Source organism: Flavobacterium sp. 270, from assembly GCF_004368785.1.
In the GTDB taxonomy this organism is placed as follows: Bacteria; Bacteroidota; Bacteroidia; order Flavobacteriales; family Flavobacteriaceae; genus Flavobacterium.
In genome coordinates this window covers 200,558-214,777 of the sequence record NZ_SODM01000007.1, presented here as the reverse complement: position 1 = coordinate 214,777, position 14,220 = coordinate 200,558, and the positions used below count along the sequence as shown (strand labels likewise).

The following is a 14,220-nucleotide window of genomic DNA, read 5'->3' as shown; positions in this document are numbered from 1 at the left end:
TCTTTTTCGTTTGTAGTATATTTGTCTATCCGAATATATTAAACAATGAAAAGAAACTTTCTGTACCTTTTATTTTTGCTGTTATTTCAGTTTAGTTTTGCTCAGAATAAATTGTCCTGGCAGAGTTATTTTTCGTTTAACGAAATAAAAGATATTTCAGAATCTTCAACTACAGTTTTTGCAGCTTCAGAAAATGCACTGTTTTCTAAGACGGCTGCTTCTAATACTGTAAAAACCACTACTACAGTTGATGGACTTTCGGGTCAGACCATTTCTGCGGTTTATCATAGCGAATCCTTCAAAAAAACAATTGTTGGTTATGAGAATGGAATGATGATTTTGGTTAATGAAGTAGATGGAAGTATGCTAAAAGTGGTCGATATCATCAATAAACAACTTCCGGCATCGCTTAAAAAAATCAATCATTTTATGGAACATAACGGTTTGGTTTATGTTTCTTGTGATTTCGGAATTGTGCAGTTTAACTTAACAACATCTCAATTTGGCGATACTTATTTTATTGGAGATAATGGTGCAGAAATTAGTGTAAAACAAACTGCATTTTTTAACGGATTTATCTTTGCAGCAACTTCAAGCGGTATAAGAAAAGCAGACAGTACAAATGCAAATTTGATCGATTTTAACCAATGGACTGTAGTGAATTCGGGTGATTGGTCGAGTGTAGAAACGCTGGATACAGAACTAATTGCAATTAATACTGTCGGATATATTCATCGATTTAATTCTAATAACTTTATTGGGTTTTTGCAGTTGCCGCAAGCCTCAAAAGATATGCGCGCAGTAAACCATAATTTGTTTATTACAACGCCGAACATAGTTTATGTTTATAATAATCAAATGATTTTAAATCGCCAGATTACAAATTCACAAGTTTTAGATAATACTTTAAATTTTACGTGTGCAACAGCTGTAGGCGATATGATTTACATCGGAACAAAAGAAAAAGGAATGTTTTCATCGACGCTTTCGGGAATAGGAGCTTTTACAAACATAACGCCAAGCGGCCCAGCGCGAAATAATATTTTTTCATTAGATGTTACGCCAAATGTGCTTTGGACAGTTTATGGAGATTACGACACCTATTATAATCCCTACCCTTTAGACAGCTATGGTATTAGTAAATACAATACTTCCGGCTGGTTAAATATTCCGTACAGCGAAGTTTATAATGCGCAGTCAATGACCAAGATTACTATAAATCCAACAAATGAAAATCAGGTTTATGCCAGTTCTTTTTTCTCCGGATTACTAAAAATAGAAGACGACGTGCCGAATTTTTTATACAATGAAAAAAACAGCGGTTTAGAAACCTTGACAACAGAAGGTCCGGCGTATATTGATGTTCGTATTAATGGAACTGCTTTTGATAAAACCGGAAATCTTTGGGTAACCAACAGCCGTATAAAAAATGGTTTGAAAGTTTTGAAAACCAACGGACAATGGCAGACTTATGCAACAAGTACTGTTTTGAATAATGCAGAAACAACCAGTTACGGAAATATAGTAATTGATAAAAACAACACAAAATGGATTGCGACGAGTAATGACGGAGTAATTGCTTTTAATGAAAGTAATAACACTTTTAAGAAAATGACTTTTGGTACAGACGTTGGAAATCTGCCAATTGCAGATGTAAGAACTGTAGCACTTGACACCAAAAATCAGCTTTGGATTGGAACGAGCAAAGGTTTAAGAGTTTTATCGAACATAGGGAATTTTCAAACGGAAAGTCAGTTAAAAGCAAACCCAATTATTATTACAGACGACAATCTGGCTCAGGAATTATTATACGAACAATTTATTACATCGATTGTTGTGGATGGAGCTAATAATAAATGGATTGGTACAGCAGATTCCGGAGTTTTTATGGTATCGCCAAACGGACAGGAAACCAAATATCATTTTACAATAAGCAATTCGCCTTTGCCAAGTAATGTTGTTAATGATATCAAAATCAACAGTAAAACAGGAGAAGTTTTTATAGCAACGACAAAAGGAATGATTTCTTTTAAAGGAATTTCAACCGAAGCCAATGAAGATTTAAATAATGTTTATGTGTATCCAAATCCAGTTCGTCCATCATTTTCTGGAACCGTAAAAGTGGCAGGATTAATTGATAAAGCCAATATTAAAATCACAGATATTGAAGGTAATTTAGTTTACGAAGCAACTTCGACTGGCGGAACAATAGAATGGGACACAACCGCATTCGGCAGATACAAAGTAGCTTCGGGAGTTTACATGATTTTTATTTCCGCGCAAGACGGCGGCGAAACCAAAGTCAAAAAAGTAATGATTATTCGATAGTTTAAATTCAAAGTTTCCAACTTGAAACTTGAAACCTGAAATAAAAAACAAACCAAAAATTGTTAGTCAAAACCAAAGCAATAGTAATTTCATCACTAAAATTTCAAGAAAAAAGTTTGATTGTAAAATGCTTTACACTTTCAAACGGATTGAAATCTTATTTCGTGCGTGATGCTTTTTCCAGTCGGAAAGCAAGTCAGAAAATTGCTTACTTTCAGCCTTTGTCGATTTTAGAAATAGAAGCAGTTCATAAAAATAAAGGAACTTTAGAAAATTTCAAAGAAATAAAAACAGCCATTCCGTTTCAAAGCATTCATACTGATATTGTAAAAAGTACGATGGTCATGTTTTTATCCGAAATGCTGCATTATTCCATTCAGGAAGAAGAAAAAAATGAATCCCTGTTTCTTTTTTTAGAAACCGCCCTGACTTGGCTGGATCACCACGATGATATTTCCAATTTTCATTTAATATTACTTTTAGAAACTACAAAATATTTAGGGTTTTATCCTGATACTTCAGAAATCGATTTGCCTTTTTTTGAAATGAATGACGGTATTTTTACACTTTTTCACGGAGTAAGCGCACTTACAGAACATGAAACCAATTTGTTTAAAAAACTCATCGATTTAAAATTTGATAATAGTGAGAAAGTCTTTCATGTTATAGAAAGACAAATTTTACTTAAGATTCTTATTGATTACTACAGCTTTCATCTAGATGGATTTAAAAAACCTAAATCACTCGATGTTTTGAAAGAAATTTTTTCTTAATAGCAATATTTGAATTTATATATTTGGCGTACCAAAAACCAAACTATATGAAAAGAATAATTACTCTTTTATTGTTACTGTTAGCAAAGCCTGCTATTTCTCAATCTGTCGATTTAGATCCCCATAGTTTTAATTTATCATTTGTAACACTGCCCCCAAAACCGGTTTTAGATCGAGTAAACAGAACTTATAAAATTACTGTAAATGCAAATAATCCATTAGAAGCAAAAGCAGCACAGGAGTATATAGAAGAAAATTCAGGTATAGATGGATTCACGAGAGTTTCGTCAAATGCCTATCTTGAAATTGTGTTCAATTTAGAGAATTCTATTTCTAATTTACAAGAAGTAAAAAAATATGAAAGTGTAGTAAAAGACTCAAATGGAAGAGAAAGAGTTGTAACTACTTTTGTAAATATTTTTAAATGTAAAGATTTTGGAAATTATAGTGTGGTTTGTGCCGCAGATCCTTCTCTAAATAAAAAATACAGTTTAGAACGTACTTACACAATAGAAAATTCTTTTACAAGCCGAGCAGATACCAATGCCAGTGGGTTTTTGTCACCAACAGCAGTTAGAGATAGTTATTGGGGGAATATTATTTCTAGTTTAGAAACCAGGTTAAACCGTGATTATGGTTATATAGTAGAGCAAACAACAGATTATTTGTGGATTTTGGATTCTAAAAAACATCCTGAATACGAAAATAGCCTAAAATCACTTAAAAATATTAAAGCTGTTTTTAATAAAATGCAATACAATGAAGATATTGCTCCTATAAAAACAGAATTAGAGCCAACAATAAAATATTTTGAGGGTCTTGATAAAATATATACAGAAGATGATAGAAAGCATAGAAAAATGAGATACGAAGCTTATTTTGATTTAGCTGTAATTTATCATTATTTAGACATGCCGGACGAGTCTGATATTTGGTGTGAAAAATTAATTGCCAATAAATATGATGAATCTGATGGTAAAGGGATCAAGCTAAAAAATGAAGCCTTAAGAGATTTGCTGGCCATAAATCAGGTTAAGACAAGACATATGGATGTAGAGCTAAGATCTAATGGTGTCGAAGTTGTTAAAATTGATGAAGCTAATTTAGACCCAAATTATTTCTTAAAAAATGATCCTAAATATACTTTAGTAACTCTTATGTTAACTTCTAACGATACCGTTTCAGGTTACGCAAAATGGAAAGACATTGACAATTTAGACAAAAAGATTGCAGTAAGTATTCCTGATGAAAACGGAAATCACAATCATATATTTAAAACGTATTTTGCAGATCAGGTTTCAAAATTAATCATTAAAGAAAATGATTTTTATGCAACAGTATCTTTCAAAGAAACGGGTAAAAATGCAAAAGCAAAACCTTCGTTTAAATTTGTTAGAACAGTTTTAAGCGGAAAAACGGTTGCGCTTTATCAATATCTTACAGGAGAAGTCATTATTAAAAAACATAGTGATGAGATTGGATATTCGACCAATTCTGTTGGCTGGCAGATGAATACCAGAACCAAGTTTATAGAACTGGCGTCTGCATGTCCAAGATTGTCTGCAAGGGCAAATAGTAAAGAATTTAATACCAGTGTAGAATCTTTATGGAAATTTGTTGAAGCTTTAGACGAATGTAAATAGAGCATATTTGAAGTAAAAAACAAAAAACTACAGTTCTCGGGCTGTAGTTTTTTGTTTTTATATAAAATTGAAACACAAATTCTTTAAAGATTTTAAAGAAGGTTTATCTTATAATTTTTTAAAAGAGGATTTTTTTTTGAATATTACATTAGAAATTTCCTGACTTCGCTCTTTTTTCTGTCATCTTTTATCTATTTTCCTCAAAATTCCTTACTTTCGCACCTCGTTTAAGAAAAGGATAAAATGAGTACAAAATTTACTGAATACAAAGGACTTGACTTGCCAACAGTAGCGTCAGAAGTTCTTGATTTTTGGAAGAAAGAAAATATATTTGAAAAGAGTGTAACTACACGTGAAGGTGCAGAACTTTACGTGTTTTTTGAAGGACCGCCTTCAGCAAACGGATTACCGGGAATTCACCACGTGATGGCGCGTGCGATTAAAGATATTTTTTGCAGATATAAAACTCAAAAAGGTTTTCAGGTAAAAAGAAAAGCCGGCTGGGATACTCACGGTTTGCCTGTAGAATTGGGTACCGAAAAAGAATTAGGAATTACAAAAGAAGATATTGGTAAAACAATTTCTATCGAAGAATATAACGAAGCGTGTAAAAAAACCGTAATGCGTTATACCGACGTGTGGAATGACCTTACCGAAAAAATGGGATATTGGGTAGATATGGAAGATCCGTATGTTACTTACAAGCCAAAATATATGGAATCTGTTTGGTGGCTTTTGAAACAAATCTACGATAAAGGTTTGTTGTACAAAGGTTATACAATTCAGCCGTATTCACCAAAAGCAGGAACGGGATTGTCTTCTCACGAAGTAAATCAGCCGGGTGCTTACCGTGATGTTACAGATACTACAATTGTAGCTCAGTTTAAAACATTGTCAGAAACATTGCCTTCATTTTTGCAAGGTTTTGGAGATATCCATATTTTAGCATGGACCACAACTCCATGGACTTTACCATCAAATACAGCTTTAACAGTTGGACCAAAAATTGATTATGTTTTAGTGAAAACTTTCAATCAATATACTTTTGAACCAATCAATGTTGTTTTGGCTAAAAACTTAGTTGGAAAACAATTCGGTAAAGGATTTGTTGCAAGCACAGACGAAGCTGATTTTGCAAACTACAAATCTGGAGACAAAAATATCCCGTATATTATTTTAGCAGAAGCTAAAGGTGCTGACTTAGTTGGAATCAGATACGAACAGTTATTACAATACGTTTTGCCATATCAAAATGCTGAAAATGCATTTAGAGTAATTTCAGGAGATTTTGTAACGACAGAAGACGGAACCGGAATTGTGCATACTGCGCCAACATTTGGTGCAGATGATGCTAAAGTAGCAAAAGAAGCTACGCCGGAAATTCCGCCAATGTTGGTTTTAGACGAAAACGGAACTCCAGTACCATTGGTAGATTTACAAGGAAAATTTACTTCTCATGTTGGAGACATGGCTGGTAAATATGTTAAAAACGAATATTACGATGCGGGTCAAGCTCCAGAACGTTCTGTAGATGTTGAAATCGCAATTCGTCTTAAAGAAGAAAATAAAGCATTTAAAGTAGAAAAATACGTTCACAGTTATCCGCACAGTTGGAGAACAGACGAGCCGTTATTATATTATCCACTAGATTCTTGGTTCATCAAAGTAACCGATGTAAAAGATAGAATGTTCGACCTGAACGAAACTATCAACTGGAAACCTAAATCTACTGGTGAAGGACGTTTTGGAAATTGGTTGAAAAATGCCAACGACTGGAACTTATCTCGTTCTAGATATTGGGGTATTCCATTACCAATTTGGAGAACAGAAGACAAAAAAGAAGAAGTTCTTATTGGTTCTGTTGAAGAATTGTATAATGCAATCGAAAAATCTATTGAAGCAGGTTTTCAAAAAGAAAATCCATTCAAAGGTTTTGAAATTGGGAATATGTCTGAAACAAATTATGATTTAATCGATTTACATAAAAATGTAGTTGACGGAATTACTTTAGTTTCAGCTTCAGGAAAACCAATGAAACGTGAGAGCGATCTTATCGACGTTTGGTTTGACTCGGGAGCAATGCCTTACGCACAATGGCATTATCCTTTTGAGAATAAAGATAAAATTGACGAGAATAAAGACTTTCCTGCTAATTTCATTGCAGAAGGAGTAGATCAGACTCGTGGATGGTTTTATACATTGCACGCTATCGGAACTTTGGTTTTTGATAAAGTAGCATACAAAAATGTAGTTTCGAATGGTTTGGTTCTGGACAAAAACGGACAAAAAATGTCTAAACGTCTGGGTAACGCAACAGATCCTTTTGAAACAATTGCAGAATATGGTCCCGATGCCACACGTTGGTATATGATTTCAAATGCAAATCCGTGGGACAACCTAAAGTTTGATATTGAGGGGATAGTTGAGGTACGTCGTAAATTCTTCGGAACTTTATACAACACTTATTCATTCTTTTCGTTATATGCTAACATAGATGGTTTTAAATACGCTGAAGCGGAAATTCCGTTAAACGAAAGACCTGAAATCGATCAGTGGATCATATCTGAATTACACACGTTAATAAAATTTGTTGACGAATGTTATGAAGACTACGAGCCAACAAAAGCAACAAGAGCAATTTCTGACTTCGTTCAGGAAAATTTAAGCAACTGGTACGTTCGTTTATGTCGTCGTCGCTTCTGGAAAGGCGAATATGCTCACGATAAAATTGCAGCTTATCAGACACTTTATACTTGTTTGCTTACAATCAGTAAATTGAGTGCTCCTGTCGCTCCTTTTTTCATGGATAAATTGTATCGTGATTTAACTGCTTCGACTGGAACTGAGAATTTTGCCAGTGTTCACTTAGCTGAATTTCCAAAATTTGTCGAAAACTTTGTTAATAAAACGTTGGAAAGCAAAATGCAGAAGGCTCAAACCATTTCATCTTTGGTTTTATCACTACGTAAAAAGGAAATGATAAAAGTGCGTCAACCTCTTCAAAAGGTAATGATTCCGGTACTTGACGATAATCAGCGTGCCGAAATTGAAGCAATTTCTGACCTTGTAAAAGCGGAGGTAAACGTGAAAGAAATTACACTTTTAGACGATGCTTCTGGCATTTTGGTAAAGCAGATTAAACCTAATTTTAAGGCACTTGGACCACGTTTCGGAAAAGATATGGGTCTGATTTCTAAGGAAATACAAAGTTTTTCTGCAGATCAGATCAATCAGTTGGACAAGCAGGGAACGTTAGATATTGTTATTGCTGGAAATAACGTAACTTTATCACTAGAAGACGTCGAAATAACATCACAAGATATCGAAGGATGGCTGGTTGCAAATTCAAACGGAATCACAGTTTCGCTTGATATCACGATAACAGAAGAATTAAAAAACGAAGGTATTGCGCGTGAATTAGTAAACAGAATTCAGAATATCCGTAAAGATTCAGGATTTGAGGTTACCGATAAAATTAAAGTGCAAATAAAAAGAAGTGGTCTTCTTGAAGAAGCAATTCTAAAAAACGAAGATTACATCAAATCAGAAACATTAACAGACAGCTTAGTTTTTGCTGACGAGTTAGAAAACGGCACAGAAATTGAGTTTGATGATATTAAAACAACGATATTAATTTCAAAATAATATAAATACCATGGTAGATGAAATTACACGATACTCAGATGCTGACTTAGCAGAGTTCAAAGAAATAATACAAGCAAAAATACAAAAAGCACAAGCCGATCTGGATTTAATAAAAAGTGCTTACATGAATGATTTAAATAACGGAACAGATGATACATCTCCGACTTTCAAAGCTTTTGAAGAAGGAAGTGAAACAATGTCTAAAGAAGCAAACTCACAGTTAGCTATCAGACAGGAAAAATTCATCAGAGATTTAAAAAACGCGCTATTCCGTGTTGAAAATAAAACATACGGTATCTGCAAAGTAACAGGTAAATTAATCAGCAAAGAAAGGCTTAAAATCGTTCCTCATGCTACAATGAGTATCGAAGCTAAAAACTTGCAAAGATAAATTCATACATCTATAAAAAATAAGCGCTCCTTTTAGGGGCGTTTTTTTTGTTTAAAGTTTGATGAACCGAGTGATAGTGTGGAAAATGTATTTTTGAAAGAAATTAATTATAGTTAATTGCTGGATATTCAAAAAAATACTTTTTTATTTTGTAAGAAGTATGAAAAAGAAAAGGAGTGTGATTTTTTATAATTAGAACTGCTTTTTTAAGCAGTTCTAATTATAAAAAAAAGAATTAAGCTAAATTCTTTTCTAGTTCTGATTTATGTTTTTTCAAGATAGCTCTTGTCATTCCTAAATTTGCTTTAGAAGAATCGGCGGCAAGATAAATCATAAATTTTTTATTCGGAGAAATGTCAATAATGTGAATTTGGTTAGAAAGCGTAATCAAAATATCTTCAATGTTTTGATTTAAGTTTAAAGCCTTCACAGCATTTAGTTTTGCCTTTACAACTTCTAGGTTGTAAGCAGCGGCAAGTTCAGGGTCGAAACCTGGATCAACAGTTAAATTTCCAAAGCTTAATCCTGATTCAATTTCGGTAACAGCGACAGCAATAAAGCCGTTTACGTTGGTTTTCATTTCATTTAAAAACACGTTTAAAAAATCGTTGCTCATAGTTTAGGTGGGTTTGTTGTTAATGGATTTATTTATTTTAATAGGGAATTTTTACTTAATTCAACAGAAACTTCATCTATAGATCGCATAAGCAAGGCCAGATTACTGCCTTCTTTTGAAAATGCGACTATAAAATTAGAACCGCTGATTTTGTTTCCAACAACAACCCCTTCGGGTGCTTTTAAATAAAGCTGTTTTAGAGCGCCTTTTTCCAAGTCAATTAAAAATTTTTCACTCATTGATAAGATAGCCGCACTCATTGCGCCAATGCTGTCTCCGTAATCCAGGTTTAAAGAAGTGATTAGTTTTCCTTTTCCATTTGTGATTAAAGCAGCAGTTGATTTTGTGTCTACTAGAAAGTCGTTTAAGATGGTGGTGATTTCGTTCATGGTTTTGTAGGATTTTCGGGAAAGCGTTAAAATTAATTCATTTTGGTTATTAGTTTTAAAAATTTATGACTTTTGTCCTAAACAACTGTTAATTTTCTTTAACAAATATAAATTAATTTATGTATCATTGTAATGTCTAATTGTTAATAATTTAAATTTTTTAATATAAAATACTTACACAATGGCTAAAGTACTGAAGTTCAAAGAAGTAAACTCTGATGTTGAAAGTAGATTGAAAGAGTTTGAAAAGATGCGCATAAAATTTAAAGCTGATGTAAAGAAAGGCGAAGCAAAGAGAGCAGCAGCCGGAAAAGAAGGCAAAGGACTGTTTAAATCTATTTCTGATTTCTTTGCAGACAGTCCTAAAACTCCTGCCAAAGCAGTAGTCAAAAAATAAATCTTAATTCAGTAGAATTAAAAATTGGTCTATTTAGATTTATTAGAAAACAATTAACGCTCCTTAGGGAGCGTTTTTTTTGATTTAATTGTTATTTTTGCGCATCAAAAAATCATAAAATGTCATTACGAAAAGCGTATTTCCTTATATTTCTAGTTTTAATTGTTGATCAGCTCTCAAAAATCTATGTAAAAACAAATTTTATTTTAGGAGAAGAAGTTGTAATTGCTGATTGGTTTAGAATTCATTTCATTGAAAATGAAGGAATGGCGTGGGGAACAAAAATTCCTGGTGAATATGGAAAATTGATTTTGACCGTTTTTAGAATCTTCGCAGTATTCGGAATTGGTTACTGGTTATCTGACTCAATAAAAAAACGTCAATCCACTTATTTGATAGTTGCAATTGCTTTGATTTTTGCGGGAGCAGCAGGAAATATTATCGATTCTGTTTTTTACGGAGTTATTTTTGACGGAAGTGAACATAACTTAGCAACACTTTTTTCACCAACACCATACGGAACTTGGTTTCATGGTTTAGTAGTAGATATGTTTTATTTTCCTATTTGGGAAGGTAATCTGCCAACATGGATGCCGTTTTTTGGAGGAAAGCATTTTATGTTCTTCAATGCTATTTTTAATGTAGCCGATATGGCAATTTCTACAGGAGTTGGGATTTTATTGATTTTCAATAAAAGAGCATTTCCTAAACACGCATAATTATTTTAAATTTCAAAAAATAAATAAATTCCAAATTCCAAGATGAGGTAAAGCCTTAGTATTGGAATTTGGAATTTTCATTATTGGGATTTAGTTTTTAATATGTTATTTTTACGATACAAAAAACCAAACTTATGCAAAGTCCGTCTTTCTCCATTTATGATGCATCTGCAGGATCTGGAAAGACCTATACTTTGGTTAAGGAATATCTAAAAATTATTCTTTCGTCGGCTAAAAATGATGCTTATCGTAATATTCTTGCCATCACTTTTACCAATAAAGCGGTTCATGAAATGAAAAGCCGTATTGTGGGAAGTTTGTCTGAGTTTACAAAAGACGAGCCTTCTGCAAAAGCATCAGATTTAATGGAAGATTTATCTCGGGAAACGGGGCTTTCGATCATTAAAATCAAAACAAAATCTCAAAACATTATCAAGCACTTAATTCATAATTATGCTGCTTTTGATATTTCTACTATAGATAAATTTACCCACAAAGTAATTCGTGCTTTTGCGCACGATTTAAATCTCCCAATGACTTTTGAAGTTACTTTGGATACCGAGAATTTATTGATTGAAGCTGTTGATGCCATAATTGCTCAAGCCGGTCAGGATGAAACATTGACAAAATTGCTCATCGATTTTACAATGGAAAAAACCGACGATGATAAAAGTTGGGACATTTCACGTGAAATTCTGGAAACAGGCAGACTGGTTTTAAACGAAAATAATCGGAACGAAATTTTACATTTTAATGATAAGTCGATTGAAGAATTTATTCAAATTAAAAAGAAAATGCTCGAACTCTGTAAAGAGTTGGAATCTGTAAATAAAGAATTCGCTTCTGAATTACTTTCTTTAATTGATAAAAATGGTATTGATTTAAAATCATTTTCGAGAGGAACATTTCCAAATCATTTAGAAAGCATTCGTGACGGAAAATTTAATCCCAGAAATAAAACATTTCATGAGTTTGATGATATTGCGATTAATAAAACGGCAAAGGACCGGGCATTAATCGAAAATATTATTCCAGAACTGCTTCAGACATTAGATAAGATTTATAAAAATTTTGAAAAAAGAGATTTTTACAAAGCCTTCTTAAAAAATATTACGCCGCTTTCTCTTCTTAATACTGTGAGTAATGAGCTGGCAAAAATTCAATCGGAACAAAATATTTTATCTATTTCAGAATTTAATGCCATTATTCATCGCGAAATTCAGAATCAGCCTGCTCCATTTATTTATGAACGTTTAGGTGAGCGATATCGTCATTTTTTTATTGATGAATTTCAGGATACATCAGAAATGCAATGGCAGAATTTAATTCCGCTAATTGATAATGCGCTTGCCGGTCAGGATGATTTAGGAAACAAAGGCACGCTTATGATTGTTGGGGATCCCAAACAGTCAATTTATCGTTGGCGCGGCGGAAAAGCAGAGCAGTTTATTGAGCTGAGTAAAGAAGCAAATCCGTTTAGTAATCCCGATAAAAAGCTAGAGCATTTAAATACCAATTATAGAAGTTATAGCGAGGTAATTGATTTTAATAATGCCTTTTTTAAGCTAATTTCTGCTGAATTTTTAAATGAAGATTATAAGGATTTATACGAAAATCACAGTTTTCAGAATGCAAATTCAAAAAAAGGCGGTTACGTAAATATTTCTTTTCTTCCGATAATAGAGAAAAGCGACTTTGCTGATGAAGAAGAAGTTGTAGAGAAATCGGATTTGTATGTTTTAGCAACATTAAATACCATTCAAAATGTCGTTCGCGAAGGTTTTGAATATAAAGATATTGTGATTTTAACTCGTAAGCGAGATCAGGGAATTGCGATTGCAAATTATTTGACAGAGCAAAATATTCCACTTTTGTCATCAGAAACATTAATGATTCAAAATGCGACAGAAGTTAGATTAATAATTCATCTGCTTAAATATCTAAATAATAGTGCTGATTTAGAATCCAAAGCTAATTTTCTTCACTTCTTGGCTGTTAATAAAGAAATTGAAATGCCCATTCATGATTTTATTGCACAGGGGATGGCACAACGACAGGAAAATGATTTTGAAAAATGGCTTTTAGCTTTTGATGTTTCTCTTTCTTTTGAAAATGTTCGTAAAAAATCATTGTATGAAGCAGTAGAAATTATTATTTCAAAGTTTGTTCTTCCTTCAGAAGGAAATGCTTATGTGCAGTTTTTTCTGGATATAGTTTTAGAGCGCGATATTAGAAATCAGGCAGGAGTTGCAGATTTTTTAGTTTACTGGGATAAAAATGCGCATAAATTTAGCATTCCGTCTCCAGAAGGAAATAATGCAGTGCGAATTATGACGATCCATAAATCTAAAGGTTTGGAATTTCCGGTGGTAATTATGCCGTTTGCAGAAGAAGATTACAGCCGAAAACCAAAAGATAAATTATGGCTCGATACAGAAGAAACAGAATTGGATTTTCCAAAAGCCTTAATTGATAACAGTAGTGCTGTAGAAGGTTTTGGAGAAAGTGCTTTGGCTGTTTTCAATTTAAAAAAACAAGAAGAACTGCTGGATAATATTAATGTTTTGTATGTGGCTTTGACCCGTGCAGAAGAACAGTTGTATGTTATTTCGCAATCCTTAAAAGAGAAAAAAGACGGGGAATTTCCTAGTAATATGGCTTCTTTTTTTATTAAATATTTAATTCATAAAGGAATTTATGATCCTGAAAGACCGGAATATGAATTTGGAAATAAAGGGAGGCTTTCTTCAGTTATAAAAACATTGGATTTAGTAAAGACAATTCCGATTGTGTCAGAAGTATTAAATCCGAAAAATATAAAAATTGCACAGCGTGAAGCTTTGATGTGGGGAACACATCAGCAAGAAGCTATTTCTTATGGAAATATTGTGCACGAGATTTTGGCCTATATAAAAGATAAATCAGATGTTGATCTTGCGGTTACAAAAGCCCTTGAAAACGGATTAATAACAGTTGATCAAGTTGAAATCGTTTTGAAAACACTTCGTGAAATTGTAAATCATCCTGAATTAGAAATTTGCTTCAACGGAAATAATACAATTTTGAATGAGCAGACAATTATTCAAAAAGAAGGAAAGATCTTAAAACCAGATCGTCTTGTTTTAGTTGAAAACAATCAGGTCTACCTTTTAGATTATAAAACTGGCGTTATAAATTCAAAATATGCACAGCAAATTCAAGAATATCAGGATGCTATTGAAGATTTAGGATACAAAGTGTTAAAAAAGGCGCTGGTATATATAGGAACGGAAATTGAAGTGGTAAATTTGTGAAGAAATTAATCAGATGTTAAAGGGTT

10 protein-coding genes are annotated in these 14,220 nt (G+C 32.9%); 8 read left to right on the top strand and 2 right to left on the bottom strand.

Annotation, left to right across the window (positions count from 1 at the left end; translation table 11 throughout):
• Positions 1–45: 45 nt before the first annotated feature.
• The 5 genes from EV144_RS22235 (at position 46) to EV144_RS22215 (ending at position 8,780) form a co-directional block, all read left to right on the top strand.
• A complete protein-coding gene (locus EV144_RS22235) occupies positions 46–2,328 on the top strand; it encodes a T9SS type A sorting domain-containing protein (RefSeq protein WP_134151335.1) in 2,283 nt (760 codons plus the stop codon).
• A gap of 59 nt (positions 2,329–2,387) precedes the next feature.
• Positions 2,388–3,101, top strand: a complete 714-nt coding sequence (recO, locus tag EV144_RS22230; RefSeq protein WP_134151334.1) for a DNA repair protein RecO — start codon at positions 2,388–2,390, stop codon at positions 3,099–3,101.
• Between the two features lie 47 nt (positions 3,102–3,148).
• Complete coding sequence (locus EV144_RS22225; protein ID WP_134151333.1) at positions 3,149–4,744, top strand: hypothetical protein; 1,596 nt, start codon at positions 3,149–3,151, stop codon at positions 4,742–4,744.
• A 243-nt stretch (positions 4,745–4,987) separates the two neighbouring features.
• Entirely contained in the window at positions 4,988–8,389 is a 3,402-nt protein-coding gene (gene ileS, locus EV144_RS22220; protein WP_134151332.1) for an isoleucine--tRNA ligase, read from the top strand.
• Between the two features lie 10 nt (positions 8,390–8,399).
• Positions 8,400–8,780 carry a TraR/DksA family transcriptional regulator gene (locus EV144_RS22215; RefSeq protein ID WP_134151331.1) on the top strand — a complete coding sequence of 127 codons (381 nt, stop codon included), beginning with the start codon at positions 8,400–8,402 and terminating at the stop codon, positions 8,778–8,780.
• 235 nt (positions 8,781–9,015) lie between these two features.
• Here EV144_RS22215 and EV144_RS22210 read toward each other — a convergent pair whose 3' ends face one another.
• Together EV144_RS22210 and EV144_RS22205 are read right to left on the bottom strand one after the other, a co-directional pair.
• Positions 9,016–9,396, bottom strand: coding sequence for a hypothetical protein (locus EV144_RS22210; protein ID WP_134151330.1), 381 nt, complete (start codon positions 9,394–9,396; stop codon positions 9,016–9,018).
• A 32-nt stretch (positions 9,397–9,428) separates the two neighbouring features.
• Positions 9,429–9,785: a roadblock/LC7 domain-containing protein gene (locus tag EV144_RS22205; RefSeq protein WP_134151329.1), complete on the bottom strand. Its 357-nt coding sequence runs from the start codon at positions 9,783–9,785 to the stop codon at positions 9,429–9,431.
• Between the two features lie 181 nt (positions 9,786–9,966).
• Between EV144_RS22205 and EV144_RS22200 the strand changes: the two genes are divergently transcribed.
• The 3 genes from EV144_RS22200 (at position 9,967) to EV144_RS22190 (ending at position 14,194) form a co-directional block, all read left to right on the top strand.
• Positions 9,967–10,182, top strand: coding sequence for a hypothetical protein (locus EV144_RS22200; protein ID WP_134151328.1), 216 nt, complete (start codon positions 9,967–9,969; stop codon positions 10,180–10,182).
• Positions 10,183–10,301: 119 nt separating this feature from the next.
• Positions 10,302–10,901, top strand: coding sequence for a lipoprotein signal peptidase (locus tag EV144_RS22195; RefSeq protein ID WP_134151327.1), 600 nt, complete (start codon positions 10,302–10,304; stop codon positions 10,899–10,901).
• A 134-nt stretch (positions 10,902–11,035) separates the two neighbouring features.
• Positions 11,036–14,194: a UvrD-helicase domain-containing protein gene (locus EV144_RS22190; protein ID WP_134151326.1), complete on the top strand. Its 3,159-nt coding sequence runs from the start codon at positions 11,036–11,038 to the stop codon at positions 14,192–14,194.
• Positions 14,195–14,220: the final 26 nt, after the last annotated feature.